The following is a 26,639-nucleotide window of genomic DNA, read 5'->3' on the forward strand; positions in this document are numbered from 1 at the left end:
GGCGATATGACTTCGTCGATGACCTCTCCCGAACCCACGGGGCCGCTGCTGGTCCGGGTCCGCGCGGTGATGCCCGCGCTGGCGCCGGCCGAGCAACGGGTGGCGAATGCGGTGCTGGCCGATCCCGGCGGGGTGGCCGCGATGACGATCTCGGAGCTGGCGGAGGTGGCGTCCACCTCCGAGACCACGGTCATCCGGTTCTGCAAGCAGATCGGCGTCCCCGGCTACCCGCAGCTGCGCCTTCAGCTCGCCGCCCAGTCCGCGACGGACAACGTGCGGCCGGAGGTCGGCGGTGACATCGAGCCGGGGGACACCCTGGCCGATGTCGTCGGCAAGGTTGCCTTCGCCGATGAGCGGGCCGTGCGGGAGACCGCGCAGCAGCTGGACGTGGACAGCCTGGCCGCCGTCGTCGCCGCGGTGGCCAAGGCGCCCCGCGTCGACATCTACGGTCTGGGGGCGAGCGCCTTCGTGGCGCTCGACCTCCAGCAGAAGCTGCACCGCATCCGCCGGGTGGCCTTCGCCTGGTCCGACGTGCACGTCGCGCTGACCAGCGCCGCGCTGCTCAGCGACGGCGACGTGGCCGTCGGCATCTCCCACACCGGTACGACGGCCGAGGTCGTCGAGGCGCTGGAGGAGGCGGCAAAGCGAGGCGCGACCACCGTGGCCGTGACGAACTTCCCGCGCTCCCCGCTGGCGAAGACCGCCGATCTGGTTCTCACCACCGCCGCCCGGGAGACGACGTACCGCTCTGGGGCCATGTCGAGCCGGATCGCCCAGCTGATGGTGGTCGACTGCGTGTTCATCGGCGTTGCGCAGCAGGTGCTGCCCGACGCGCGGAAGGCGCTGGAGACGACGTACAGCGCCGTGCGTGGTCACCATCTGAAGCCTGACAGTCACTGATTCGCGGCCCGGGGTCGCTGTGGGGATCCGCCTCGCCACAAGTCGTTAACGGTCAACAGAATTGAAAACTCTTCGGTAGGAAACTAACATTCAATTTGTGATCACACCGACCGAACAACGCAACCCGCGCACGCTCGCGATCGATGCGGTCGGAACCACTGAGATCCTGACCATGCTCAACTCCGAGGACGCACGCGTCGCGGGGGCCGTGAGCGCGGTCATTCCCCAGCTGTCGAAGCTTGTCGATGCCGCCGTCGAGGCGGTTCGGGCCGGCGGCAGAGTGCACTACTTCGGCGCGGGAACGTCGGGCCGGCTCGCGGTACTGGATGCCGCTGAGCTGCTGCCCACCTTTCACGCGCCGGACGATCTCGTAGTGGCGCATCATGCGGGCGGCATGGATGCGCTGCTACGGGCAGTCGAGAACGTCGAGGACTCGGTGGACGGCGGCGCGTCGGACGCGGCCGCCGTCACCGCCCTCGACGTCGTGATCGGTCTCGCGGCCTCCGGCAGCACGCCGTACGTCGCCGGGGCCCTGCGCGCGGCCCGGTCGGTCGGCGCGGTGACCGCGCTGGTCACCTCGAACCCGGCCGCACCGCTGGCGGACCTGGCCGACATCGTCATCGCGGCCGACACCGGGCCCGAGGTGATCGCCGGTTCCACCCGGCTGAAGGCGGGCACCGCGCAGAAGCTGATCCTGAACAGCTTCTCCACCACGCTGATGATCAAGCTCGGCCGCACCTGGTCCAACCTGATGGTGGACATGGTTGCCACCAACAACAAATTGCGCGGCCGCATGCTGCGCATCCTGCACGAGGCCACCGGCGCAGACGCCGACGCCTGCGAAGAGGCCCTGGCCGCCGCCGACGGTGAACTGAAGCCCGCGCTCGTGCACTTGCTGACCGGTGCCGACATTCTCGAGGCCCGGCGGGCGCTGGAAGAGGCCGGCGGCCGCGTGGCCATCGCGCTGGGAAAACTGGGCGCGCCCGCCTGAAGCTCGTTCTAGAGTGAGGCCGTGCTGACTCCTGAGCGGATCGACCCGCGCGCTACCGACGACTTCAACGCCTGGTACGACGCGTGGACCGGCGCGATTGAGCACGGCCGGGACTACCCGACCAGCTGGAGCCGCGAGGAGATGCTGGTCGGCCTGACCCGGCCGGAGAAATACTGGGCTCAGGAGATCTGGGTGATCCGCTCTGGCTCATCGGTTGCAGGGGCGTTGTTCGCCGAACTGCCGCTGGCCGACAACACCGACTCGATGCGGATCACGCTGGGCGTCCTACCGGCGTACCGTCGCCAGGGTTACGGCACCGCCTTGTACGCGACTGCCCGCCAGGTCGCTGCCGAACGCAACCGCACGCTGCTGCTGGCCGTGGTCGAGGCCGCCATCGACGAGGCCTCACCCGGCAAGGCCTTCGCGGAGCGCCTCGGCTTCACCCTCGGCAATACGGAGATCCATCGCGTGCTGGAACTCCCGCTGGACGAGACTCTGCTGACAGACCTTGCGGCGCAGGCGGCCGAACGCCACGCGGGCTACAAGCTCGTCACGTGGCAAAACCGCTGTCCCGACGAACTGATCGACGCTTTCGCCGACCTCCACGCGGTCTTTGCGGCCGAGGCGCCGTCCGGCGAGGTGGACCACCAGCCGGAGGTCTGGGACGCCGAACGCATCAGGTTCCGCGAACAGCAGAGCATCGACCAAGGCCGCCACGGCTGGATCACCGTGGCCATCGCCCCCGACGGCACCCTCGCCGGCCACACCGAGCTCTACGTACCAGAGACCGACCTGGGCAACATCTACCAGTGGGACACCCTCGTAGTCCCAGCCCACCGAGGCCACCGCCTAGGCCTAGCCCTCAAGGTCCGAAACCACCTGGAACTCCAGCACGCCCAGCCGGCCAAGGCCGTCGTCCACACCTGGAACGCCCAGCAAAACGACCACATGAACGCCGTCAACGCCCAACTAGGCTTCCGCCCCGTAGAAGCCCACCAAGAATGGCAACAACGCCTCTAACCCCGCGCCCCCGGCGCCACCTACCCCGGGCCCTGGTCGTCGGGTCGCCTGCTCGCCTCACCAACCGGGCGCCTCTCGCCGCGCCGCGCCTCCACGCGCCCGAGGCCGATCCCGATTTCGAGGGTTGACCTGTGAAACGGGAGGTTGCCCCGTCAAATCTCGAGGGTGGACCTCCCATCTCAGAGGTCAACCCTGGAAATTCCAGACGCTCTGCCCGTGGAGCGCGACCTGACGTCGACTCGTGGGCTCGGGTAGCCGCCAAGCGCTTCGGCGGTACGGCGTACCGGTGGCTGGCCATCGGGATGGTGGGTTACCACCTCGGAATCCGGGGTGGTAACCCCCGCTGGGCGTGGCTAGCACCTCCGCGGGCGAGGGCTCGTTGCTGCCGGGCAGCGGTCGACGGAAATTTCGAGGGTCGACGTGCGAAACGGGGGGTTGACCTGTCAGATCTGCAGGGTCGACCGCCCACTTCAGAGGTCGACCCGTGAAACTTCCACACGTACTGCCCGATGAGGCGGTCGGTGGCGTCCACTCGCGAACTCGGGGCGGTGGTTGCCCGGCGACCCGAACCCGGCGACCGGTACCGGGCGACCCGGCGACCCGTACCCGGCAACCCCGCGAGCCGCTTTGGCCTTCACGGGAAGACTCGACGCGACCGGACATACCTCACCCGTCCACCTGACACTGGTGACTCCTCAGGGGGACGGGTGAACACCGGCTTTGGCGGATCAGGGCGGACGTCAGCGACGATTCGTCCGAATTCGCCCGCCTACGTCGGCGACCACGGTGACCGCCGCGGTAAGGGGCGAGCGAATCCAGACCAATCGACGCAGCGCCGTGGGGTCCCGCCGTGGTGTGTGTCGGGTTGGACGCAGCGCCGTGGGGTCCCGCCGTGGTGCGCGTCATGGGAAGGCGCAGCGCCGTGACGTGCCGCTGCAGGACCTCGGACGGCTGGCACGACGCCGTGGGTCCGAAGTGGTCTAGCGGGGCTGTGGGAGGACCGCAGTGGGTGGCTTGGTGGGAAGGGGCGCAAAGGTTTTCCCGCGGGTTTGGCAACAATTCGGTGTTGAGGTTGCCGGGAAGGTCGTGGGAAAAGCGCGGAACCGGCGCTGTGGGTGGAATAGACCGCAATGGGCGTATTTCATTCTTCAGCTCATGGAAAAAGGAAGTGCCCATAATCCGGGCAGGCTGAAGCGAATGTTTGAATGATGGCTGTCCAGCCCCAGGCGTCCACCCCAGACGCCGCCCCCAACGCGTGTATCCAACCTCATTTTTGACCGAAAGGACAGCGGTCAAACCAAAGTTGCTTTGGGTAGTGACAGGCTTACCTAACGTTGATATAGCGCGGAGCCGCAACGTGTCGTATGGTCTCGTTTACGCCGAGCTTTGGGGAGCGCCGGCGGCCCAATTCCTTTTATGTGCAAGGCCATCTTCGGAGTCACGGATGACCATCGACAGTGCTTTTGTGCTGCCCGGAAACGGTACGGACGGCGGGTGGGTCGAGGATGTTCTGCTGGCCGGCCAGGCGGATGAGATCTGCTTGCGGTTGCCTGCGGTAATCGACCGGGGAATGCTTCGCCGCCTGGTTTCCGAGCGGCAATCCGAACTTAGGGACGCTGGGTTACGAGCGGGCGGTTCGGCGGTGTTGAGATTGCCGCCTTCAGTCGCTTTCGTGACACATTTACTCGCCATCTGGCGCAGCGGCGCGCAGGCAATTCTGCTGGACCACCGGTTGACCGATCACGAGGTCCGGCGGGCGATCGAGCGACTCGTTCCGCAGGTCGTCGTCGAACCGGTGCGATCGGTTTCGGGCGGCCTGCGCACGTTCCACGAGATCGAAACGACCGTGGCGAGCTATTCGGGCCACCCGGCCGCGACGAACCACGCCGTCGTTCAGCTGAGCTCGGGCTCGACCGGTCCGTCCAAGGTGATCGGCCGTACGGCGGAAGACCTGATCGCGGAGGTCCAGCGGTATACCCAGATCCCGGGCGTACCGCTGAAGGGCGAGCGGATCGTCTTGTTGCCCTCGATGGTGCACGTGCTCGGACTGGTCGGTGGACTGCTGTACGGCCTGCACGCCGGCGCCGAGCTGGTTCCGCCCGAGCGGATGACCGGCGACAGCATCCTGCAGGCCATCGCGGCCCAGGACAGTCCCGCGACCGTGCTGGGCGTGCCGTTCCACATCGGCCTGCTCGCTTCGGTGGATCAGCCGCCACGGTTGCCGCAGTTCCGCCGGATGACGACGGGTGGTGAGCTGGTTCAGGCCGCCGTCGCGGAGGCCTTCGCCCAGCGGTACGACGCGGTGCTCGGCAACATGTACGGAATGACCGAGGTCGGGGTGATCGGTACCGACCTGTTCGGGCAGCACCGGCCCGCGATCCGCCCGGCGCCGGGTATCGAGGTCCGCGAGGTGGCTGGCGAGCTGTGGGTGAGCCGCCCCGAGTCGCCGTACATCGGGTTGTCGGATCCCACTCGCTGGGCCGACGGCTGGTTGCGGACCAGGGACGCCGGCGAGGTCGATCCGCAGACCGGGCTGGTCAGTATCAAGGGCCGGCTCGACTCCCAGGTTTCGGTGGGTGGGCTCAAGGTCGATCTCACCGAGGTGGAGGCCACGCTCGGCGAGCTGACCGGCGTCGCGGCCGTGGTGGTGGTGTTCGACAAGTGGATCACCGCGTACCTGCAGCTCGCCGACGACCGCCCGGTCGCGCGGATCGAGGCCGAGCTGGCCGAGCGCCTCGCGTCGTACAAGCGGCCGCGCAGTGTGCGGGTACTCGATCAGTTGCCGCGGACGACTACCGGGAAGCTGGTTCGCGACCTGACCGTGCTGCGAACGGCCGCCGCGTTGCCGGGATCGGCCGGCACATGAACCGCCACCGCCAGTACGGCGTCCAGGGCGATGTCCGGATGCCGGATGGCGAGCCCGGTTCCTGGTACCAGCCCGTCCCGCAAGGGCATGAGCCGGCGCAGACCCGCGTCGCGCAGGCCTTTGCCGAGGGCCTTGCCGACGGCCTCCTTGGCGGTCCACAGCCACAGGAACGCCTCGATCCGGTCCTCCTGCGCGTCCAGCCAGGCCACCTCGGCTGGATCGAACCAGCGCCGGACCAGCCCGTCCACGGCAAAGGACCGACGGGCCTCGATGTCCACGCCGACCGGCCCGTCCAGCGACAGCGCGACGGCGACCACGTTCCGGCCGTGGCTGAGGCTCGCCCAGTAGCGGGTGCCGTTCGCCCAGATCCACGGCTGACCGGAGTCGTCGTGCCGCAGTTCGGCCGCGGTACCGAGCACCGACGTACCGAGTTCGCGCAGCAGGTCGTGCGCGTTCGCGCGAGCCACCACGCAATGCACTGAAGGAACACCCACAGGAAGAAGGTAGCCGTAATGAAGGACGAGGTTCGCGAGTTCGTCATCGCCTCTCTGCAGGACATGAACTACGACGTCGAGGGCATCGAGGACAGCACCACGCTCGGCCCGGCCGGGGTGGACCTGGAGTCGCTGGCGCTGGCCGATCTGTCGGTCCGGGTCGAGGACAAGTTCGGCGTGCGCTTCGGCGACGACGAGACCGAGTCGCTGGCGTTGATGACCGTCGGCGAGTTCACCTCCGAGGTGGCCTCGCGGCTCGCGCAGCAGGTCTGATGAGCGAGATCACCCGCGCCGACGTGCTCGAACTGCTGGCCGGTCTCGGCGAGCGCGAGCTCGGCACCGGCCCGGACGCCGAGCGGATCGACTCGATGGAGCTGGCCTGGTTCGTGCATCAGGCCGAACAGCGCTACGGCGTGGAGTTCGACGACGCCCGGCTGGACCGGATCCGCTCGATCACCGACGCCGTCGCGGTCCTGAACGAGGCCCGCGGTGACGCCGCGGCGAAGGCTGCGCGGGTGGCTGCCGATGGCTGAGGTCCGGCCGGTCTCGATCACGGGCCTTTCGATACTGAGCGCCCTCGGGCGGGGTGGCGAGGCCCAGCTCGCGGCGGCGCTCAGCGGTTCGGCCGCGTTCGGACCGGTTCGCCGGTTCGACGCGGCCGGCCGCCGCGTGCGTACGGCGGCCACCGCGGCCGACGTCGCCCCGCTGCAGGACGAGCTGGCTTCCGCCATTGGTACGGCCTGTGCGGAGGCAGGCTGGACCGGCGCGGACAAGGCCGCGGCACCACTGTTCCTCGCGGCACACGGACACCCAGGCCTTTCCGGCGACGCTCGGCAACTGGCCACCCGAACCGGCGTGGCCGCGCCGAACCGGATCTACACCAGCGCCTGCGTCTCGGCCAGTACGGCGATCGCGGACGCCGCCTCGCTGATCAAACGTGGCGAGTACGACCGCATCGTGGTGGCCGCCGGCTACCTGGTCGAACCCGGCCAGTACGCGTTGTTCGACGCGGGCCGGGCCTTGTCCACCGATGACGTCGTGCGGCCGTTCAGCCTTGGCAGGCAAGGGCTGTTGCTCGGCGACGCGGTGGTCGCGATGACCTTGCAGGCGGGTGATGGCCTCGCCGAGGTTGCCGGTTGGGGCCGTGCGGGCGATGCGTTCCACCCCTGCCAGCCCGATCCGGAAGGCAAGGGCCTGGCCCGGGCCATCACGGCGGCCCTCGGACGAGCCGCCGTAGCGCCGGATCAAGTGGGCTACATCAACGCGAACGCCACCGGCACGAAGTTCAGCGACGCGGCCGAGGCGGCTGCCCTGCAACGGGTTTTCGGTCAGGACACTCCGCCCGTCAGTTCGACGAAAGCCGTGCACGGACACGCCTTGGAGGCCTCGGGCCTGCTCGAACTGGCCATCACGGTGCTGGCGCTGAACGCGGGCAAGCTACCGGTCAACGCGGGCTATCTCGGTCCGGATCCCGCGTGCCCGCTGGACCTCGTTCTCGACGGCCCGCGCCGCCCAGGTACGTCGTACGGGCTGAGCCTGAACTCGGCCTTCGGCGGCGCGAACACGGCCTTGCTGGTGCGTGCCGCATGACCGTACTCAAAGAGGTTTCCTGGCCGGTGGGGGAGCAGCCACCGGCGCTGCCCGGGTTCGTCGGATCGAGCTTCAGCCCGTTGGCCGCGGCCGTGGCGGAACGTTGCCTTGAGCAAGTAACGCCCCAGCCCGGTACCGGCGTACTGCTGGTCAGCCGGAGTGGGGACGAGCAGTCCGCGCGGCACGTCCGCCAGGTCGTCGAGTCCGGCGACCGGCTCGGGCCGCTGTACTTCTTCCAGTCCGTTCCGAACAGCGTTGCCGGTCAGATCGCGGCGCGCTGGCAGTTGGACGGACCGGTCGTCTGCCTGAGCCCGGTCGCGGATCCGCGCGCCGAAGCTCTCGCACAGGCAGCCTTGCTGATCGCCGACGGGGACGCCGATCGCGTGCTCGTGGTGCTGATCGAACAAAACCCGGACGGCGCCGCCGCCCTGCTGGTGAGTGGAGGAGAGACGCGATGAGAACGCTGAGCAGCCGGGCCGCCCTGGCCGCTGATCCGGCCGTCGGGGCCGGCAACGTGCTGGCCCGGGTCCTGGCCGGTGGAGCCGATCCGGACGGGCCGGGATTGATCTTCGACACCGCCGTGGACGGATTCCCCGCGGAACACCCGCTGACGCTGCGCGAACTGGACGAACGGGTCGACGCCCGGGCCGCCTGGTTGCACGCGCAAGGTGTCAAACCACGTGACCCCATCGCCATCTGGACCGGTACGGCCGCCGACCACATCCTCGGCTACCTCGCGCTGACCCGGCTCGGCGCGATTCCCGCGCTGATCAACGGGAATCTCGCCGCGGACATCGTCGCGGAGTACATTCGCCGCCTGCGGGCCGTCGGCGTTCTCGCGGACGCCGCGCACCTGGAGCTGCTCCGGCCGCACGATCTCGGTACGCCGATCCTCGGGGACACCGCCGCCATCGCGGAGGCGGACCCGGCCGACGCCCCGGCGCCGTACCGGCATCATCAGGACGACCCGGTGGTGATCACGCACACCTCGGGTACGACCGGTATTCCGAAGTCCGTGCTGCATACGCACAGCAGCCTGTTCGCGGCGACGCGGCACCTGCTGACGATGCCGCAGGCGCAGGGCACCGGGCGCATCCTGAATGCCTTGCCCGCACCGCACACCGCGACAGTGCTGATGATGAACCAGGCGCTGGGCAATCGCGCCGAGTTCTTCGCGTTGTCCTCGCAGGCCGGCGAGGTTGTTCTCGACGCGATCCAGCGCTGGAAGCCGCAGAGCGTGTTCGGCTTTTCCGTCACCTGGGCCGAGCTGGCCCGCCAGGACCTGTCGGCGTACGACCTGTCGTCGGTGCGGCTGTGGTTCAACACCGGCGACTGCACGCACGAGCCGCACGTCCGGAAGCTTGTTGCCCAGGGCAACCGCGACAGCATGACCCGCGAGGGGGTCGTACGCACGGCAGGCTCGCACTTCATCGACGGGCTCGGGTCCAGCGAAATGGGCCATTCGATGTTCCACGTCACGCATCGGGTCGATACCGACACCTATGGCCGGTGCATCGGAAAGCCCTACAAATTCGTGGATGTGGCCGTGCTGAACCTCGACGGCACCGAGCTCGGCACCGGCGAGGTGGGCCACCTCGGCATCAAGTCGCCGACGTTGTCCCCGGGCTACTGGAACGACTCCGGTACGACGTACCGCTTCCGGCTGAACGGGTACTACCTGACCGGCGATCTGGTCTACCGCGACGCCGACGGGCGGTTCTTCCACCTGGATCGCGCGGCGGATTCGACCGACGGGTTCTACACCGCGCAGGCCGAGGAGCGCGTGCTGGTGGCCTGTCCGGATGTCGCGGACTGCACGGCCGTCATCGTGAACGAGAACGGCCAGGTCATCACCGACGTACTGCTGGAACTCGGGCCCGGTGCCGATCCCGCGCTGGACCGCACCGAGGTGATCCGGGCGGCCCTCGGCGCCGAGCTGGGTGCCACGCTGCGCAAGGTCGAGGTCAGCGCCGACATCCCGAAGGGCGCCACGGGCAAGGTCCGCAAGGTCGCGCTGCGCGAGAGGCAGCTGATCTCATGACCGCCGCGGTGATCACGGGGATGGGCATGATGACCCCGGTGGGTCGCGGCCCGGCCCAGGTCTTCGATGCCCTCTGCAACGGTAAGTCCGGCTTGTCCCGGCCACCGCTCGGCCATCCGGTCGCGGACTCGATCGAGCTGGCCGGATTCGTCGAGGGTGGCGCGGTCGCGGAGGTGGCGACCGGTCCGGACGCGAAGACGCTGGACCGGACCGTCGTACTGGCACTGCTGACCGCGCAGGACGCCCTCGCGGACGCGGGCCTGGTGATCGGGGAGAACGTCGACCCGTTCCGGGTGGCGGTCATCATCGGTGGCGTCGGCGGTATGGCCACGCTGGAGGCCCAGGTGGTCGCGCGAACGGAGCGTGGTCGCGCGGCCGTCAGCCCCTACCTGCTGACGGGCATTCTGCCGAACATGCCGTCGGCCCGGGTGGCGATCAAGCACGGCATCCGCGGTTACAGCTCCTCGGTCGGTACGGCGTGCGCCTCCGGTGCGCAGGCCATCGCCGACGCGGTGCGGCTGATCCGCTGTGATGAGGCGGACGTGGTGCTGTGCGGCGCGAGCGAGGCGCCGCTGTTCCCGACCTTCGCGGAGACCTTCGGCAATGCCCGGGCCCTCGCACGCGGCTGGAACGATCCGGCGGACGCGAGCCGGCCGTTCGATCTGCGGCGCAACGGGTTCGTGCTGGCCGAAGGCGCGGCCCTGCTGGTGCTGGAAAGCGCCGAGCACGCGGCCGCCCGGGGCGCGACGGGTTATGCCGACGTCGCTGGGTACGGCGCCACCTGCGACGCGCACCACCCGACCGCGCCCAGGCCCGGCGGCGAGGGCGCGGCCGAATGTATGCGGCGGGCCTTCGCGAGTGCGGGGGTCAGCCCGCGCCAGGTCGGTTACGTCAACGCCCATGGCACCGGGACCAAGCTCGGGGACGTCGCCGAAACGGTCGCGATCGGTCTCGCCTTCGACGGTGTGGATCCCGCGGTGAGTTCGACCAAGGCCCTGACCGGTCACATGCTCGGCACCTCCGGCGTGGTCGAGGCGGCGGCGACCGCGCTGGCGCTCGGCAACCGGCTGCTGCCGCCGACGTACAACCTCGACGATCCGGACCCGGCCTGCGCGCTGGACCACGTCCGGAAAGAGCCGCGCGCCGTCGCGCTGGAATTCGCCGTCTCGAATTCCTTCGGGTTCGGCGGGCAGAACGTCAGTCTTCTTCTCGGCCCGCCCAGTGTGCCCGAGAAATCCATTGGTGAGGGAAAGGTGCGGTGATGGAGATCTACGGAATCGACCACGTGGAAATGTACGTGGGCGACGCCCGCCAGGCGGCGTTTTATCTGGGTACGGCCTTTGGCCTGCAGGTGCACGGGCAAGGCGGGCCGGAAACAGGTCTGGCCGACCAGCGCTCGTTGTTGCTGCGGGAAAGCGCCGTGCAAATTCTGCTGACCTCGGGATTGGCCGCGGACCACCCGGCGGCCGAATATGTGCAGCGCCATGGTGATGGTGTCGCCGTGGTCGGTCTGGAGGTCGACAACACGGCCGTCGCCTATACGACCCTGCTGGCCCGCGGTGCCACCTCGCTACGTGAGCCGGTCACCTACACCGACGAGCAGGAGACCACCGTGGTGGTCGCGGAGGTGGCCGGCTTCGGCGACGTCATCCACCGGCTGGTCGAGCGGCACGGCCCGCGCCGGGAGTTCATGCCCGGTGTGATCCAAATCAGCGAGCCGGCCGCGGGCCCGGACGAGAAGCTCTTCAGCGAGATCGACCACCTGGCCATCTGCGTACCGGCCGAGCAGTTGGAGCCGACCGCCCGGTTCTACGAAGAGGTCTTCGGCTTCAACCGGATCTTCGAGGAGTACATCGAGGTGGCCGGGCAGGGCATGGACTCCAAGGTCGTGCAGAGCCCGTCCAAGCACGTCACGTTCACGTTGATCGAGCCCGATCTGAGCCGTCGGCCGGGCCAGATCGACGACTTCCTGCAGTGGCACGCGGGCGCCGGCGTACAGCACATCGCGCTGGCCACCAGCGACATCGTCGAGGCCGTCGGTACGTTGTCCAGCCGGGGCGTGCGCTTCCTCGGTACACCGCCGTCGTACTACCGCGCCCTGCAGGACCGGGTCGGTGAGGTGGAGACGCCGATCGAGGAACTGCAGAAACACGGCATCCTGGTCGATCGCGATCACTGGGGTCAGCTGCTGCAGATCTTCACCGAGTCCATGCACGTGCGGCGCACGCTGTTCCTCGAGATCATCGAGCGGCGCGGCGCGATGACGTTCGGCAGCGGCAACATCAAGGCGCTGTACGAGGCCAAGGAGCGCGAGCTGGCCGGCGCCGAGTTCCCCGGCGCGGAACTCCCCGGCGCCGAGCTGTCCGGCGCCGCGCTTTCCGGGGCCGAGTTGTCGGGAGCTGAGGCATGAGCGGGCTCGAGTTCACGCTGTCCGAGGAAGAGATCGCGCTGCTGCCGTCCGACGAGGATGTCGCCTTCTACGCCGAGCACGGCTGGTACCTGTCGAAGAAGTTGCTCACCGACGACGAGACCGACGAGCTGGTCAACGCCAGCGAGCGGTACTACGCGGGCGAACGCGACCGGACGCTTCCGGTCCGGCCGCCGAAGCTCGCGTACTGGGATCCGTCCAAGGGCGAGGTCCAGCGGCACAACGACTACGTGCACTACGAGCACGACGGCCTGGCGAAGATCCTGCGCAAACCGCTGATCGGCGCGGTCGCGGCCCGGCTGGCCCAGGTCGAAGAGATCCGGATCTTCCAGTCCACGCTGATCTACAAGCCACCGGTAGCGGGCGAACCGTCGAACATCGTGCCCTGGCACTTCGACAAGCACTACTGGTCGTCCTCGTCGTCGGAGCGGATGCTGACCGCGTTCATCCCGTTCCACGACTGCCCGCCCGAGATGGGCACGATCACGATGGTCGACGGCAGTCACCGCTGGCGTGAGATCGGCTCCGACGACACCGTGGTCCGGCACTTCGCCGAACGCGACCGCTCGCAGCTGGAACAGATGCTGACCGAAAACGCCGAGTACAACGGCGTCGAGGTGGTCAAGGTGCCGATCACGATTCCGCGCGGCCACATGAACTTCCACCACTGCAAGACGTACCACGGCAGTGGTGCGAACGTCAGCGACCGCCCGCGCCGGGCGATTTCGCTGCACCTCCAGGACGGCGGCAACTCCTACCGCGAGTTCCCGCTGTCCGACGGCAGCCTCGCGTCGTACAACCACGACGCGGTGGTTCGCCGCACATCTGACGGGCGGCCGGACTACGCCGATCCCGACTTCTGCCCCACTCTCTGGGCCGATCGCTAAAGGAGCTTTGTCATGTCACGTTATGACTGGGGTCAGACCCACCCGGGCATCGAGCAGCTGGAGAAGGCCGTCAGTGCCGCGCGGGACAAGGTCGTGCAGCATCCGCTCTACGGCAACCTGGACACGCACGAGTCGCTGGTGATGTTCATGGAGCACCACGTCTTCGCGGTCTGGGACTTCATGTCCCTGCTGAAGTCCCTGCAGCGCGAACTCACCTGCGTGACGGTGCCGTGGATCCCGACCGCGCACACCGGCAGCCGCCGGCTGATCAACGACATCGTTATGGTCGAGGAGAGCGACGAGCTCGGCGACGGCTTCATCAGCCACTTCGAGCTGTACGTCAACGGCATGAAGGAGGCCGGTGCCGACACCACCGCGATCGACAAGCTGATCGACCTGCTGCGCGACGGCTCGTCGGTGACGGATGCGCTGGCTGTCGCTGGGGTGCCGCAGGCCTCGATCGACTTCGCCTCCACGACATGGGACATCATCGAGAACCAGCCCGTGCACTGCCAGGCGGCCGCGTTCGCCTTCGGTCGCGAGGATCTGATCCCCGACATGTTCACCCAGGTGGTCGCGGTCAACGAGCGCTCCAACCGGCTGAACACGTTCGTGGACTACCTCGAGCGGCACATCGAGGTAGACGGTGAGTTCCACACCCCGATGGCGATGCAGATGGTGACCGACCTGTGCGGCGACGACACCGCCAAGTGGGAGGCGTGCGCGGACACCATCAACACCGCACTCGCCGCCCGGGCCCGGTTGTGGGACTCGATTCTCGCCGCGGTCAAGGCCGGATGACTCCTGACTCGGCCGGCCTCTACCGGACCGTACGGCTGATCCGGCGCTTCGAGGAGCGCTCGATCGAGTTCGTCCGGTCCGGTGAGATCGTCGGCGGGATCCATCCGTACATCGGCCAGGAGGCGATCGCTGCCGGGGTGTGCGCGGCCTTGGCGGCGGGCGACCAGATCACCAGCACGCATCGCGGTCACGGGCACGTGCTGGCCAAGGGCGCGGATCCGGCGCGGATGCTGGCCGAGTTGATGGGCCGGTCCACCGGGCTGAACTCCGGCCGGGGCGGTTCGATGCACGCGGCCGACTTCGGCATCGGCATTCTCGGCGCCAACGCGATCGTTGGCGCCGCGGGATCGATCGCCACCGGCGCCGCCTGGGCGCATCGCCGCCAGGGCCGGGACACCGTGGTGGCGACGTTCTTCGGCGATGGCGCGATGAACGAGGGCATGCTGCTGGAGGCCTTCAATCTGGCCGCGTTGTGGCATGCGCCGGTGTTGTTCGTCTGCGAGAACAACGGGTACGCCACCACGATGCCGGTCGACGGCGCCGTGGCGGGCAGCATTCCGGCGCGTGCCCGGGCTTTCGGTATTCCGGCGTTCACGATCGACGGGCAGGACCCGGAGGCAGTGCTCGCGGCCGCCGCCACCGCGGTCAAACGGGCCCGCGCCGGTGGTGGGCCGACGTTCCTGGAATGCCTGACGTACCGGTTCGACGCGCATCACACGTTCGAGCACCGGTCGCGGCTGGACTACCGGTCCGCGGACGAACTGGCCGCCGGGCGTTCGCGTGATCCGGTGGAGATTCAGGGTTCGCGCCTGGCCGCGGAGGTGGTCACGGCGATCGACGCCGAGATCGAATCCGTGCTCGACGCGGCGGCGGACTTCGCGCTGGCAAGCCCGCACCCCTCGGCCGAAGGCGCGCTCGACCACTTGTACGCGATGAGGCTGCGATGAAGCTTTCGTATCTCAAGGCGCTCAACCGGGCTCTCGGTGACGAGATGGCCGGGGACGAGCGCGTTTTCCTGATGGGCGAGGACATCCGTGTCGCGGCGTCGAACCTGACCGCCGGACTGCACGCCCGCTTCGGCGACGACCGGGTGCTCGACACGCCCCTGTCGGAGCAGGCCTTCACGAACTTCGCGACAGGTGCAGCGCTGGCCGGGTTGCGCCCGGTGGTGGAGTTCCAGATCCCGTCGCTGTTGTTCCTGGTCTTCGAGCAGATCGCGAACCAGGCGCACAAGTTCTCGCTGATGACCGGTGGGCAGTGCCGGGTACCCGTCACGTACGTCGTACCGGGCTCGGGCTCGCGGACCGGGTGGGCCGGGCAGCATTCGGACCACCCGTACAGCCTGTTCGCCCATGTCGGGGTGAAGACCGTCGTACCGGCGACACCGTCGGACGCGTACGGCCTGCTGCTGTCGGCGATTCGCGACGACGACCCGGTGGTGCTGTTCGCCCCGGCGGCGGCCCTGCCGGTCCGCGACGACCTGGACTTCGCCTTGCTCGCGCCGGTTCCGCTCGGCGTGGGCCGGATCGCGCGGGCCGGTTCGGACGTCACGGTTGTTGCCCTCGGCCACTTGGTGAACGACGCGGTGGCGGTCGCGGACGAACTCGCCGGCCGGATCTCGGTCGAGGTCTTCGATCCGCGCACGGTTTATCCCTTCGACTGGTCCGGTCTGGGGGAGTCGCTGGCGAAGACCCGCCGGCTGGTCGTGATCGACGACTCGAACCGGTCCTGCGGTTTCGCCGCCGAGGTGATCGCGGGCGCCGTCGAACGGTTCCGGCTGGACACGCCGCCGCGCCGCATCACCCGGCCGGACGGCGCCGTACTGCCTTTTGCTCAAGCTCTCGATCGCGCGGTCCAGCCCTCCCGGGAGGACCTGTTGTCGTTACTCCTGGAGGTTTTCGGATGACTGCCGGCATCGAACAGACCACGTCCGCCTGGGAACGCCTGCCGGCCGCGGTGCGTACGGCGATGCTTGCCCGGGGCAAGGAGAATTGGGCCACGATCTACGCGGGTGTCGCCACCCACAACAAAGTCTGGCGCCCGCTCCGCCCGCCGATGCTGACGTTCGCGGAGTACGGCGCGATGACGGCGTTCTGCGATCGGCTGGCCGAACTGATCCTCCAGTCGTGCCGTCGGCGGGCCCGTACGGTCGGAGACCTGCGCCGCCTGCTCGGCGTACCGCCCGGGTACATCGAGTTCCTGGACGAGGAGGAGGTGTTGTCGGAAGACCTGCTGCTGGCCATCCGCCCGGACATCCTGCTCTCCGATGGCGTGGCCCGGGTGGTCGAGTGCAATATCGACAGCGCCTTGGGTGGTGCCTTCGACTCGGACGGAATCGCCGAGCGGTTCGTCGCGTCGTACGCCGGTGATCCCGTGCTCGAGGGCGTCCGGATCGAACCACCGCCGTCGGCCGTGGACGCGCGCTACTTCGCCATGCGCGACAGCCTCGGATTGTCCGAAGGCGCGAAGGTGGGACTGCTGTTCCACATGGGCGGCGACTACCCGGATACGCAGGACCCGGAGAAGCTGATCGCGCTGCTGCAACCGGTGTGCGACCGGGCCAAGCGCGCCGGCCTGGACGTCGTCGTACGACCGATGGAGTGGCTCGACCTCGACGACGAAGGCCGGCTCTGTGCCGACGGCGCGCCGCTGGACGCCGTACTGCGGTTGTTCATTCCGCAGGACGTGCCGCAGGGACGTGGTACCGACGCGTTGAGCAGCGCGCTGCGCGACGGGACCGTCCGGATGTTCACGTCATCGGCCGCGTGGTTGCTCGGCAACAAAACGATCTTCGCGTGGTTGTGGCATGACATCGACCTGATGACCCCGACCGACGCCGACCTGCTCCGCCGGCACGTCCCGCACACCTCGGTACTCACGCCTGCGGGGTTGGCGGACGCGGAGTCGGCTCAGGCCGAGCTCGTCCTCAAACCGGCCGGCACGTACGGCGGCGCCGGCGTAGTCGTCGGCCCCGAGGTCTCACCCGAAGTCTGGCGCGCGTCCCTCGCCACGGCGCTGGCGACGGGTGGGCAGGTCCTCCAGGAGTACGTCGCCGCGGACCGCCTCTCGATGCACTTCGTCGAGATGGAAACCGGCGAGGTCGTCGAAACGGAAGTCCCGTACTGCATCGCGCCGTACCTCTTCGGCCGCCAACCCGCCGGCGCCTACCTCCGCTTCCAGGTCCCCGGCGCCGGCTCCGTCGTCAACCTAGGCCAAGGCGCCCTAACCAGCGGCCTCCTCCTCACCGAATAACTGCATACCGTTCATCGGACCCTAGTAACGCGGCGTGTCGCCCTTCATCGGACGCTTCTGACCGGCCCCCGGCGCGTCATCGGACGCTTGTGACGCGGCGTGTCGCCCTTCATCGGACCCTTGTGACCGCAGCCAGCAGCCTGCCGCGCACGTTGCACCCCTCGGTCCGAGTCAGCCCTCTCCCGTGCTGACCGATACAAGCCGGCGATGACTGGAGGGCAGATTCGGACCGATGCGTTCCGAGGCGGAGACGGACGGGCTTCGCGGGAGTGGGCGGCGTGGTCAGAAGGGTCCAATGAATGCCGACACGCCGCGTCACAAGCGTCCGATGACGCGCCGGGACACGCCGGGACATGCCGGGGCACGCCAGGCGGAGGTGGGCCATTTTGGGTTAGGGGTGAAGGTGGGTGGTTAGGCGGTGGAGGGTTTGGGTGGTGGCGATGGCGTCGCTGCGGGCGTTGCCGTGTTTGCCGTCGGTGCTGTAGATGGTCGGGTCTTTTGAGGCCGGGTGGCTGGTCAGGTCGACGTGCAGGGTGCCGAGTTCGTGGGCCAGGGTGGCGGTGTGGGCGGAGAGGGTGCGCATGCGTTCGCCGAGACCCGCGCGGAAGTGGTCCGGGACCGCCGGGCTGTGGGAGACGTCGAACATTCCGATGGTGATGACCTCCGCGCCCGCTCGTTGCAGGCGCAGGATCATCGCGCGGAGTTCGGCGTCCACCGCCTCCGGGTCGTACCGGCTGCTGAAGGCGTCGTTGCCCCCGCACACCACCAAAGCCAGGTCCGGCCGGAAGTGCACGGCCGGTTCCAGCTGGGACTCGCGGACTTCCCGCGCGCGGAGCCCGCTCACGCCCAGGTTGAGGAATTCCACGCCGAGGGCGTTCGCCACCTGGGTGGTCCAGTGCTCGGGGTTGTATCCGGCGACGGGTTCGGTGGGGCCGCTTGCCACGCTGTCACCTAGTACGACGAATCGGTGCCACGGATGGCCCGCGACGAGTTCAGCGGCTTGGCCAGGGCGTAGGCAGTACGGATCGGGCGCGCCATCCATCCAACCGCAGCCCGGATCAAGCTCGTTGCGGATCACTGGGGACCTCCTCGGCGGTGGACGGCGTCCAACGTACGACGGGAATGAGCGTCACCACCAGGCAGATGCCAGCGGCAACCAAAAGCGCGTTCGTCAGCCCGAGCAGGGCGGTGCCTTGACCGGCGAGCAACGCGCCGATCGGCAGGCCCGCGAAGCACAACGAGCCGACCAGGCCGATCACCCTGGTTTGCAAGGCGACCGGCACTCGTTCGTACAGCATCGCGCCGAGCACGGGATTCACCGCGGCCAGGCCGACACCCGAGAGCAGGCTGATCACGCAGACCAGCAGCAGGCTGTCGCTCAGACCGAGGGCGAACAACCGGGGCGCGCCGCTGATCACCGCACCAACGACGAAGGCCAGTTGCAACGGCAGGCGCGTCGCGACGGCGGTGAAGAGAATGTTGCCGATCAGCGCGCCCGCGGCGAAGGCGCCGATCGCCAGGCCGAGGGCGTTCGCGGAGTGCAGGTGCTCGTTGATCCACAGCGGGATGAACACCGCCGTACCCGCGTTGCTGAACAGGTTGAGCGCGAAGATGATCATCACCATGCCCGCGAGGCGCTGGTCTTGGCGCAGGTAGCGGAAACCACCACTGAGCGCGGTCAGGTACGGCTCCCGCTCGGGCGGAACGGCCGGTTCCGCGGGCGCGGGCGGTCGCACCAGGGCCAGCACGATCACCGCGCAGATGGCGAAGGTGGCCGCGTCGATCCAGATCGCCGTGGTGACGCCGAACTGTGCGATCAGTACGCCGGCCAGGGGCGCGCCCAGCAGGGTCGCACCGCGGCTCAGACCTTCGTACGACGAGGTGACGCGGATGAGCTTGGCGCCGGCCAGTTCGGCCATCGGGCGGATCAGCGCGTTCTTGACCCGATCGCCGACGCCGCGCAGCGCGCCGATCACCGCGACCAGAACCAGCAGCGCGCCGAACCCGAGCTTCGGCGCCGCCGCGATCGCCGCCATCGCTACGGCGCTGCCGATATCGGTGCAGATCGAGGTTCGCCGCAGGCCGAAGCGATCGGCCAGGGGAGTCGCGAACACGCCGGTGATCAGGTACGGGATCATCTCGGCCGCCGCGACCAGACCCATCTTCGCCGGACTGCCGGTGGTGATCAGGACCAGCCAGGGCAGCGCCAGCACGGAGATCCGGCTGCCCACCGCCGACACGATGTCCGCGGTGATCAGCGCGATCAGCCCGCTGCGGTTCCTCACCCCACGTTCCCCGCGGCGTGCAAGGCGCGGAGGGCCTGTTTGTCGATCTTGGCCGAGCGGTTCAGCGGCAGCCGATCGACGAAGGTGATCCGCCCCGGCGCGTAGAGCTCGCTCAGGCGTTCCGTCACCAGGCCGATCAGCTCGGCCGGTTCAATGGTTGCTCCCGGCAACGGTACGACAAACGCGTGCGGCACCTCGCCGACGACCGGATCGGGTACGCCGATCACCGCCGCGTTCGCCACTTTCGGATGAGCCGTCAGGGCGTCCTCGATCGGGCGGCAGAAGATCGGCCAACTGCGGCGGCTGGTCACGATCATGTCCTGCCGTCGATCGACCAGGAACAGGTAGCCGTCCTCGTCCAGATAGCCGACGTCGTTCGTCCGGACCCAGCCGTCCACCAGTGTTTCGGCGGTGAGCTCCGGCTGACCGAAGTACCCGGCGAAGCTCAACCGGCTCGCGACCCAGACGGTGCCCGTTTCGCCGACGGGAAGGGCCTTGCCGTCTTCGTCGCGGATCTCAATTCGCACGTCGCCGTACGCCGTACCGCACGACTGCAGGCGTTCGGGATGGGCCGGGTCTTCGGTGAGCCCGGGCAGTGCGGTGATCACCACGGCCTCGCTCATCCCGTAGACGATCCGCAGTACCGGGCCGAACCGCGCGATGGCCTGCCGCAGCCGCGCGGGCGAGGCAGGCCCGGCGCCGACGTTGAACATGAACAGGCTGCTCGTATCGGCGCCGTCGAGCGCGGGATGATCCAGCACCTCATACAGCATCGGCGGCGTGACGAACGTCGAGTTGATCCGCTCGGCCTCGATCGTCGCGAGGAACCGGGCCGGGTCCCACTCGTCGCGCAGGAACAGGACGCCACCGGTGAACAGGTTGAACAGCGAGGTGATCTGCCCACTCGCGAGCCACATCGGCGAATGCGACAGGTGCCGCAACAGCGGATAACCCGCCGCCACGAACTGCCCGGCCAGCGTGATGATCTGCTCGTAGAAGCTCTGGCGATGGTGGACCAGCTTCGGCGTACCGGTGGTGCCGCTCGTCTGCAGGAACGAGTCGGGCTCGGGCACCACCACCCGCAGGTCGAACGCCGCACCGTCGTACGGCGCGGTCAGGTCGGGGCCGGTGCCACCCCGGCCGAGGCACAGCACGGGTACGTCGAGGCCGGCGGCGAGTTCGGCGCCGAGGCCGTTCGCGGGGTCGTAGATGAAGACGTCCGGCGCGGTGATCCGGACGAACTGGTCGATCTCGCTGCGGGCCGTGACCGGTGCGACCCACATCGAGCGGCAGCCCAGCAAGTGCAACGCCAGCTGCAGGATCGGGCCCTCGACGCTGTTCGCGACCATCACCAGTACGGCGCTACCGGGCTTGACGCCGGCGTCGCGCAGGGCGGCCGCACGAGCCAGTACGTCGGCGCGGAGCCGGTCGAACGTCACCCGCCGGTCCGGACCCACCAGCGCCTCGCGTGAGCCGAACGAGGCGAACAGCTCGAGAACGCGCCGAACGTAATTTTCCATCCGCCGTTCCCCCAAATGCCGGTCCGGTCAGCAAATGCCGGAAAGGCCGCCCGCCAGGTGTTTAGTGGACCTGTTTTCGGGCAGCACAAAGAGACCATTTGTCGATGATTGAGGCCCCCACGCCTCTGGCCAGACTCTAACCGCTCGGACGGATCGCTGCCAGCCCTTGAACAGAAGGTTTTCCCGGCCTTCACCATCGTTCGCAATTACCTAGAGATATGGCTCGTAACGCTGCGAAATGGGCGTAAATACCGGCCCGGAAACGATTGACGCGCAAACAGTGCTGCGACTACGTTTCCCGTCACCAATGAGCGCGCCCGGGGGGACGGGTTGTGCGTTGCAACGTGTGAGGGGCTCGAATCTCGTGAAGATCAGCAGAAGTTGGCAACCCGTCGCTGCCTCGGTGGCCTTGGCCTTGGTGGGATCCTCCGCGGTCACCGCCGGGGACCAGGTCTGGCAGGGCGGCAACAAGGAATGGATCGGGACCTGGGCGGCGGCCGTGACCCACGGCAACGCCACCGGCTCGACCAACGCCGGACTCAACAACCAGAGTGTCCGGCTCAACATCCGCACCAGCATCGGCGGCGACCGCCTGCGGGTGCGGCTGACCAACATCTACGGCGAGCAGGCCGTCGCGGTCGGCGCGGCGACGATCGCCCGGCCGAACAAGGCAACGCCCGAGCTGAGTGACATCGACCCGGCCACGGTGCGCACGCTGACGTTCAACGGTGGCAGCGCGTCCGCCAGTATGAACAAGGGCGCCGAGTTGCTGAGCGACCCGGTGGATCTGAAGCTGAACCCGCTCGAGGAGCTGGTGGTCAGCGTCTACTTCCCGACCGGCACCGGGCCGACCACCTTCCACTCGAACACCATGCACCACAACTTCGTCGGCCCGTCGAACCTGACCGCCGAGGCCGGTGGCGCCGGCTACACGACCACCCGCACCTGCTGCTGGTTCTTCGTGTCCGGCGTGGACGTCGAGACCAAGAAGGCGCCGGGCTCGGTCGTCGTACTGGCCGACTCGCTCGGTGACGGCAACGGCTCGACCTTCAACGGCAACAACCGCTGGCCGGACCAGCTGGCCGAGCGGCTCGACCGGGCCTGGGGCAAGAAGGCGCCGGGCGTGCTGAACGCGAGCCTGGCCGGCAGCCGGCTGAACCACGAGGGCAACGAGCCGGGCGCGGGCGGTTTCCCGGGCTTCAACGAGCTCGGCGTGAACGCGCTGGCCCGGGTGAACGAGGACGTGTTCAGCCAGACCGGTGTCGACACCGTGATCACCGATCTCGGTATCAACGACATCTGGATGTCGAACGACTCCGCCGACGCGATCATCGCCTCACTGCGGCAGATCAACGCCCAGGCCAAGCAGAAGGGCCTGCGCAGTATCGTCGCCACGCTCGCGCCGTACGAGGGCACGGGTGCTCCCGGCGTCTGGACCCCGGAGAAGGACGCGACCCGGATGGCGGTCAACGCCTTCCTGCGGTCGAGTGACGAGTTCGATGCCGTGCTCGACTTCGACAAGGTCCTGCGCGATCCGGCCCGCCCGAGCCGTCTGCTGCCCGCGTTCGACTCGGGTGATCACATTCACCCGAACGACGCCGGCTACCAGGCGATGGCCGACGCGATCGATCTCAAACTGCTGAAGTAGATCCTCGAAGTGGAAGCCGACGCGATCCTGGCCGCAGAGTTTCTGGAGCGGCAGGATCGCGTCGGTGACCGCGTACGTGATGGGCGAAGTGAGATTTCGGTGAACCTTGATGGCTCTTGACCCGCAGGTGCAGCGGATGCGTGCCGAGCGCGCGGCCGCCGACGTACCGCAGTTGTACACCCAATCCCTGGCCGAGGCGCGCGCCGCGGACCTGGCGTCGATCCAGGCGGCGGGTGGTGCGGTCGAACCGGTGCACGAGGTGATCGACCGGACGGTGCCGGGAGCCGAGGGTGAGCTGCCGATCCGGATCTACCGGCCCGAGGGCGAAGGGCCGTTGCCGACGCTGGTGTACTTCTTCGGCGGCGGCTGGACCTTGGGCAGCATCGACACCGCTGACGGGATCTGCCGACGGCTGGCGAACGCCGTTCCCTGTCAGGTGATCACGGTCGGATACCGGCTGGCCCCGGAGAACAAGTTCCCCGCCGCCGTACACGACTGTCACGAGGCCACTGCCTGGATCTCGGCCAACGCCGCGGAACTGCGGGTGGACGCGGATCGGCTGGCGGTTGGTGGCGACAGCGCCGGCGGTAATCTCGCCGCCGCGGTGACGTTGCTGGCGCGGTCCGGTGGGCCCCGGCTGGCCGCGCAACTGCTCGTATACCCGAACACGCGGTACGGCTCGGACACGCAGTCGATGCGTGAGGGCGACGACCCGTACCTGTTCAACAAGACCTCCGTCAGCTGGTACTGGAACCACTACCTGGCCGATCCGGCCGACGGCCTCAATCCGCTGGCTTCGCCGTTGCTGGCGGACCACTTCGCCGAACTGCCGAAGGCCCTCGTGATCACGGCCGAGTTCGACCCGCTGCGCGACGAAGGCGAGTTCTACGCCGAGAAGCTGTTCGCCGCCGGGGTACCGACCGTGCTCAGCCGGTACGACGGCATGGTGCACGGGTTCTTCGCGATGTCAGGCGTACTCGAAGGTGGCCGTCAGGCCATCGCCGAGGCGGCCGCGTTCCTGGCCGGGGCCTTCGACCTGAAACCGGCGGAGGCCGGTGATGACTGAGGCCGTTTGCCTGGCCGACTACGAATCCCTCGCGGCCGAGGTCTTACCCGCCGAGGTGTTCGACTTCGTCGCGGGTGGCAGTGGTGCCGAGACCACCTTGCGGCGCAATCGAACCGCGCTGGACGCCGTATCGGTGATTCCCAAGGTGCTTGCGGGCGTGGCCGAAGCCGATCCGTCGACCACCCTGCTGGGACAGTCCGTCGCCTTCCCGGTGGCGGTGGCGCCGATGGCCTACCAGCAGCTCGTACATCCCGATGGGGAACTGGGGCTGGCCAAGGCGGCGTCGGGCATTCCCTACGTCATCAGCATGCTGTCGAGCCATCCGCTGGAGGAGATCGCGGCAGCCGCCGATATCGCCTGGTTCCAGCTCTACTGGTTGCGGGATCGCGGTGTCGTGGAGTCGCTGATCGATCGTGCCGTGGCGGCTGGTTGCTCGGCCTTGATGGTGACCGTCGACGTGCCGGTGATGGGCCGGCGGTTGCGCGATGTTCGCAACTCCTTCGTACTGCCTACCGGTGTGATCGCGGCGAACCTCGTCGAGGGATCCACCGGCCGGGCTCATCAAGCGGCCGGGGCCGTGTCTGCTGTGGCGGCGCACACGGCCTCGGTCTTCAATCCGGCGCTGGGCTGGGACGACCTGGAGTGGCTGGCCGGCCGAAGTTCTCTTCCCCTTGTGGTGAAGGGAATTCTCGATCCCGAGGATGCCCGTCGCGCGGTCGCGATCGGCGCCGCCGGTGTGGTGGTGTCGAACCACGGCGGTCGCCAGCTCGACGGATCCGTTGCCTCGATCAACGCTCTGCCCGCTGTAGTGGATGCCATTGGCAACGACTGTCAGGTGTTGCTCGACAGCGGTGTCCGTGGCGCCACGGACATCCTGCGGGCGTTGGCCTCCGGAGCGGCCGGGGTTCTGCTGGGGAGGCCGTTGCTCTGGGCGTTGGCCGTCGACGATGCCGGCACGGCGCTGGTGCGGTTGCGCGACGACCTCATCGACGTACTGCTGCTGGCGGGTTGTGCCGATGTCGCGGCGGCGGCTCGGCTCGCCACCTCGCGGGAGAGCTGATGGATCTGGCGATCGAGGATCTGCATCCATCGCTGGGGGATCGCGCGTTGTTGTCGATGAACTTCCTCAACGAGGTGGCGCAGCACTATCCCGACGCGATCTCGCTCGCGGCCGGCCGGCCGTACGAGGAGTTCTACGACGTCGAGGACCTGCACTCGTACCTGCGGACCTTCACGGCGCACCTGGCCGAACGTGGGTACGACGAAGCGGCGATCCGGCGGACCCTGGTCCAGTACGGGCGGACCAAGGGCATCATCCACGAACTGGTCGCCGCGAATCTGCGCCTCGATGAGGGCATCGAGGTGGACCCCGAGTCGATCGTGGTGACGGTCGGCTGCCAGGAGGCGATGGTCCTGGTGCTGCGGGCGTTACGGGCCGGACCGGCGGACGTGCTGCTCGCGGTCGCCCCGGCGTACGTCGGACTGACCGGCGCGGCCCGGCTCGTCGACCTGCCGGTCCGGTTTGTTGCCGGCGGCGCCGAAGGTGTCGACATCGACGATTTGATTGCTCAGGTCAAACAAGCTCGCGCGGCAGGGTTGCGGCCGAGGGCTTGTTACGTGATGCCCGACTTCGCCAATCCGTCCGGGCTGAGCCTCGATCTCGAGATGCGACAGCGCTTGCTGGAGATCGCCGCCCAGGAGGATCTCCTATTGCTGGAGGACAATCCGTACGGCCTGTTCCCGGCGGCGGGCCACGAACGCCTGCCCACGTTGAAGGCTCTCGACACCGAACGGCGGGTCGTTTACCTCGGGTCGTTCGCGAAGACCGCGCTACCCGGAGCTCGGGTCGGGTATGTGGTGGCGGATCAGCGCGTCACCGGGGCCGGGTTGTTCGCCGACGAGCTGTCGAAGATCAAGAGCATGCTGACGGTGAACACCTCGGCGGTCGCGCAGGCCGTTGTCGGCGGCAAACTGCTGGAGAACGGCTGTAGCCTCATCACCGCGAACCAGCGCGAGCGCGAGGTCTACGCCTCGAACCTGCAGCTGCTGACAGACGGCCTCGCGGCGCACTTCCCGGATGGCGAAGTGAGCTGGAATGTGCCGGCGGGCGGGTTCTTCGTCGTCGTCACCGTGCCGTTCCCGGTGGATGACGCGCTGCTCCGACGTTCGGCCGAGCAGTACGGCGTGCTGTGGACCCCGATGTCCCACTTCTACGACGGCTCCGCGCCGGTGAACGCCCTTCGCCTTTCGTGCAGCGCGGTCAGCCGGGACGAGATCACCACCGGCCTCGCGCGGCTCGCGGATCTCCTGCGGGCCGAGCTCAAAACGGCAGCAGTGCGCGCGGAACTCAAAGCGGCAGCAGTGCGCTCGGAGCTCAAAGCGGCAGCAGGAGCTGCGGAAGCACCCGGCCAGGGATAGATCCGCTCGGGATGCTGCCGGTACGGCGCGCGCCGTGGCGTAGGTAGAACGGCTCGGCGAACGGATCGGAGTCGATCGTGAGTTCGTGCAGGCCTAGGTCTCGTGCGGTGATGACGGCATGGGCTAGGAGGGCCGATCCGACGCCCTGGCCGATCGCCGCCGGGTCCACGAAAAGCGCGGACAGCTCACCGGTACCGCCTTCGGCTGGCTCGAGCAGGTAGAACCCCTGCAACTCGGGGGATGCCGCCACCATCAGGTGGACGCCGTCACATTGCTCGGGCCGGATGGCCAGCTCATCCCGGCAAGCGGCCAGGAACTCCTCGTCGTACCCCCAGTGCCCCTTGCTGCGAACCGCCAGGTCCGACAACACTCCAGCCTCATCCGGCCGCGCCGCTCGAATCACCACCACCCCTGTATACCCGGCCCTCAGGT

Annotated in this window: 25 protein-coding genes; 20 read left to right on the plus strand and 5 right to left on the minus strand. The window is 68.3% G+C overall.

Features of this window, described 5'->3' with window-relative positions; translation table 11 throughout:
• Window positions 1-6: 6 nt before the first annotated feature.
• The 4 genes from ACFFGN_RS32210 (at window position 7) to ACFFGN_RS32225 (ending at window position 5,777) form a co-directional block, all read left to right on the plus strand.
• On the plus strand, window positions 7-900 hold the full coding sequence (locus ACFFGN_RS32210) for a MurR/RpiR family transcriptional regulator (RefSeq protein ID WP_380055651.1): 894 nt from the start codon (window positions 7-9) through the stop codon (window positions 898-900).
• A gap of 97 nt (window positions 901-997) precedes the next feature.
• A complete protein-coding gene (gene murQ, locus ACFFGN_RS32215) occupies window positions 998-1,891 on the plus strand; it encodes an N-acetylmuramic acid 6-phosphate etherase (protein ID WP_380055654.1) in 894 nt (297 codons plus the stop codon).
• A 21-nt stretch (window positions 1,892-1,912) separates the two neighbouring features.
• On the plus strand, window positions 1,913-2,911 hold the full coding sequence (locus ACFFGN_RS32220) for a GNAT family N-acetyltransferase (RefSeq protein ID WP_380055657.1): 999 nt from the start codon (window positions 1,913-1,915) through the stop codon (window positions 2,909-2,911).
• A 1,444-nt stretch (window positions 2,912-4,355) separates the two neighbouring features.
• The gene (locus ACFFGN_RS32225; RefSeq protein WP_380055660.1) at window positions 4,356-5,777 is read left to right on the plus strand and encodes a class I adenylate-forming enzyme family protein; all 1,422 of its coding nucleotides are present in this window, start codon (window positions 4,356-4,358) and stop codon (window positions 5,775-5,777) included.
• Here the strand turns inward: ACFFGN_RS32225 and ACFFGN_RS32230 are convergent.
• Complete coding sequence (locus ACFFGN_RS32230) at window positions 5,687-6,271, minus strand: 4'-phosphopantetheinyl transferase family protein (protein WP_380055663.1); 585 nt, start codon at window positions 6,269-6,271, stop codon at window positions 5,687-5,689. The two genes, ACFFGN_RS32225 and ACFFGN_RS32230, sit on opposite strands and share 91 nt — an antisense overlap.
• Window positions 6,272-6,289: 18 nt before the next feature.
• Here ACFFGN_RS32230 and ACFFGN_RS32235 point away from each other — a divergent pair, with 18 nt between their 5' ends.
• From ACFFGN_RS32235 to ACFFGN_RS32290, 12 genes are read left to right on the plus strand one after another with little or no spacing between them, the layout of a single operon-like run.
• Window positions 6,290-6,544, plus strand: coding sequence for an acyl carrier protein (locus ACFFGN_RS32235; RefSeq protein WP_380055666.1), 255 nt, complete (start codon window positions 6,290-6,292; stop codon window positions 6,542-6,544).
• On the plus strand, window positions 6,544-6,804 hold the full coding sequence (locus ACFFGN_RS32240) for an acyl carrier protein (protein ID WP_380055669.1): 261 nt from the start codon (window positions 6,544-6,546) through the stop codon (window positions 6,802-6,804). Before ACFFGN_RS32235 ends, ACFFGN_RS32240 begins: the two co-directional genes overlap by 1 nt.
• Window positions 6,797-7,861: a beta-ketoacyl-[acyl-carrier-protein] synthase family protein gene (locus tag ACFFGN_RS32245; protein ID WP_380055671.1), complete on the plus strand. Its 1,065-nt coding sequence runs from the start codon at window positions 6,797-6,799 to the stop codon at window positions 7,859-7,861. The genes ACFFGN_RS32240 and ACFFGN_RS32245 overlap by 8 nt, the downstream gene beginning before the upstream one ends.
• Window positions 7,858-8,319: a beta-ketoacyl synthase chain length factor gene (locus tag ACFFGN_RS32250; protein ID WP_380055674.1), complete on the plus strand. Its 462-nt coding sequence runs from the start codon at window positions 7,858-7,860 to the stop codon at window positions 8,317-8,319. Before ACFFGN_RS32245 ends, ACFFGN_RS32250 begins: the two co-directional genes overlap by 4 nt.
• Window positions 8,316-9,902 (plus strand): class I adenylate-forming enzyme family protein, encoded by a 1,587-nt coding sequence (locus tag ACFFGN_RS32255; RefSeq protein ID WP_380055676.1) that lies wholly within the window; start codon window positions 8,316-8,318, stop codon window positions 9,900-9,902. The genes ACFFGN_RS32250 and ACFFGN_RS32255 overlap by 4 nt, the downstream gene beginning before the upstream one ends.
• Complete coding sequence (locus tag ACFFGN_RS32260) at window positions 9,899-11,164, plus strand: beta-ketoacyl-[acyl-carrier-protein] synthase family protein (protein WP_380055678.1); 1,266 nt, start codon at window positions 9,899-9,901, stop codon at window positions 11,162-11,164. Before ACFFGN_RS32255 ends, ACFFGN_RS32260 begins: the two co-directional genes overlap by 4 nt.
• On the plus strand, window positions 11,164-12,312 hold the full coding sequence (gene hppD, locus ACFFGN_RS32265) for a 4-hydroxyphenylpyruvate dioxygenase (RefSeq protein WP_380055681.1): 1,149 nt from the start codon (window positions 11,164-11,166) through the stop codon (window positions 12,310-12,312). Before ACFFGN_RS32260 ends, hppD begins: the two co-directional genes overlap by 1 nt.
• Window positions 12,309-13,217: a phytanoyl-CoA dioxygenase family protein gene (locus ACFFGN_RS32270; protein ID WP_380055684.1), complete on the plus strand. Its 909-nt coding sequence runs from the start codon at window positions 12,309-12,311 to the stop codon at window positions 13,215-13,217. Before hppD ends, ACFFGN_RS32270 begins: the two co-directional genes overlap by 4 nt.
• Before the next feature lie 12 nt (window positions 13,218-13,229).
• Entirely contained in the window at window positions 13,230-14,018 is a 789-nt protein-coding gene (locus tag ACFFGN_RS32275; protein ID WP_380055687.1) for a DUF3050 domain-containing protein, read from the plus strand.
• Window positions 14,015-14,965, plus strand: a complete 951-nt coding sequence (locus ACFFGN_RS32280; RefSeq protein WP_380055693.1) for a thiamine pyrophosphate-dependent dehydrogenase E1 component subunit alpha — start codon at window positions 14,015-14,017, stop codon at window positions 14,963-14,965. The genes ACFFGN_RS32275 and ACFFGN_RS32280 overlap by 4 nt, the downstream gene beginning before the upstream one ends.
• Complete coding sequence (locus ACFFGN_RS32285) at window positions 14,962-15,924, plus strand: alpha-ketoacid dehydrogenase subunit beta (protein WP_380055696.1); 963 nt, start codon at window positions 14,962-14,964, stop codon at window positions 15,922-15,924. Before ACFFGN_RS32280 ends, ACFFGN_RS32285 begins: the two co-directional genes overlap by 4 nt.
• Window positions 15,921-17,270 (plus strand): ATP-grasp domain-containing protein, encoded by a 1,350-nt coding sequence (locus ACFFGN_RS32290; RefSeq protein ID WP_380055699.1) that lies wholly within the window; start codon window positions 15,921-15,923, stop codon window positions 17,268-17,270. The genes ACFFGN_RS32285 and ACFFGN_RS32290 overlap by 4 nt, the downstream gene beginning before the upstream one ends.
• A gap of 391 nt (window positions 17,271-17,661) precedes the next feature.
• Here ACFFGN_RS32290 and ACFFGN_RS32295 read toward each other — a convergent pair whose 3' ends face one another.
• From ACFFGN_RS32295 to ACFFGN_RS32305, 3 genes are read right to left on the minus strand one after another with little or no spacing between them, the layout of a single operon-like run.
• Window positions 17,662-18,348: an SGNH/GDSL hydrolase family protein gene (locus ACFFGN_RS32295; protein ID WP_380055702.1), complete on the minus strand. Its 687-nt coding sequence runs from the start codon at window positions 18,346-18,348 to the stop codon at window positions 17,662-17,664.
• Window positions 18,329-19,555, minus strand: a complete 1,227-nt coding sequence (locus ACFFGN_RS32300) for an MFS transporter (RefSeq protein WP_380055705.1) — start codon at window positions 19,553-19,555, stop codon at window positions 18,329-18,331. Before ACFFGN_RS32300 ends, ACFFGN_RS32295 begins: the two co-directional genes overlap by 20 nt.
• The gene (locus ACFFGN_RS32305) at window positions 19,552-21,075 is read right to left on the minus strand and encodes an AMP-binding protein (protein ID WP_380055707.1); all 1,524 of its coding nucleotides are present in this window, start codon (window positions 21,073-21,075) and stop codon (window positions 19,552-19,554) included. Before ACFFGN_RS32305 ends, ACFFGN_RS32300 begins: the two co-directional genes overlap by 4 nt.
• Before the next feature lie 364 nt (window positions 21,076-21,439).
• Here ACFFGN_RS32305 and ACFFGN_RS32310 point away from each other — a divergent pair, with 364 nt between their 5' ends.
• The 4 genes from ACFFGN_RS32310 to ACFFGN_RS32325 all read left to right on the plus strand — a co-directional run bounded on the left by ACFFGN_RS32310 (window position 21,440) and on the right by ACFFGN_RS32325 (window position 26,207).
• Window positions 21,440-22,723 carry an SGNH/GDSL hydrolase family protein gene (locus tag ACFFGN_RS32310; protein ID WP_380055710.1) on the plus strand — a complete coding sequence of 428 codons (1,284 nt, stop codon included), beginning with the start codon at window positions 21,440-21,442 and terminating at the stop codon, window positions 22,721-22,723.
• A gap of 109 nt (window positions 22,724-22,832) precedes the next feature.
• On the plus strand, window positions 22,833-23,789 hold the full coding sequence (gene lipP1 / locus ACFFGN_RS32315) for a LipP1 family hormone-sensitive lipase (protein WP_512700338.1): 957 nt from the start codon (window positions 22,833-22,835) through the stop codon (window positions 23,787-23,789).
• A complete protein-coding gene (locus tag ACFFGN_RS32320; protein WP_380055716.1) occupies window positions 23,782-24,849 on the plus strand; it encodes an alpha-hydroxy acid oxidase in 1,068 nt (355 codons plus the stop codon). The genes lipP1 and ACFFGN_RS32320 overlap by 8 nt, the downstream gene beginning before the upstream one ends.
• Complete coding sequence (locus ACFFGN_RS32325; protein WP_380055719.1) at window positions 24,849-26,207, plus strand: aminotransferase-like domain-containing protein; 1,359 nt, start codon at window positions 24,849-24,851, stop codon at window positions 26,205-26,207. The genes ACFFGN_RS32320 and ACFFGN_RS32325 overlap by 1 nt, the downstream gene beginning before the upstream one ends.
• Here ACFFGN_RS32325 and ACFFGN_RS32330 read toward each other — a convergent pair.
• Window positions 26,164-26,613: a GNAT family N-acetyltransferase gene (locus ACFFGN_RS32330; protein WP_380055722.1), complete on the minus strand. Its 450-nt coding sequence runs from the start codon at window positions 26,611-26,613 to the stop codon at window positions 26,164-26,166. The genes ACFFGN_RS32325 and ACFFGN_RS32330 overlap by 44 nt on opposite strands.
• Window positions 26,614-26,639: the final 26 nt, after the last annotated feature.

This window comes from Kribbella deserti, assembly GCF_042434725.1.
Taxonomy (GTDB): Bacteria; Actinomycetota; Actinomycetes; order Propionibacteriales; family Kribbellaceae; genus Kribbella; species Kribbella deserti.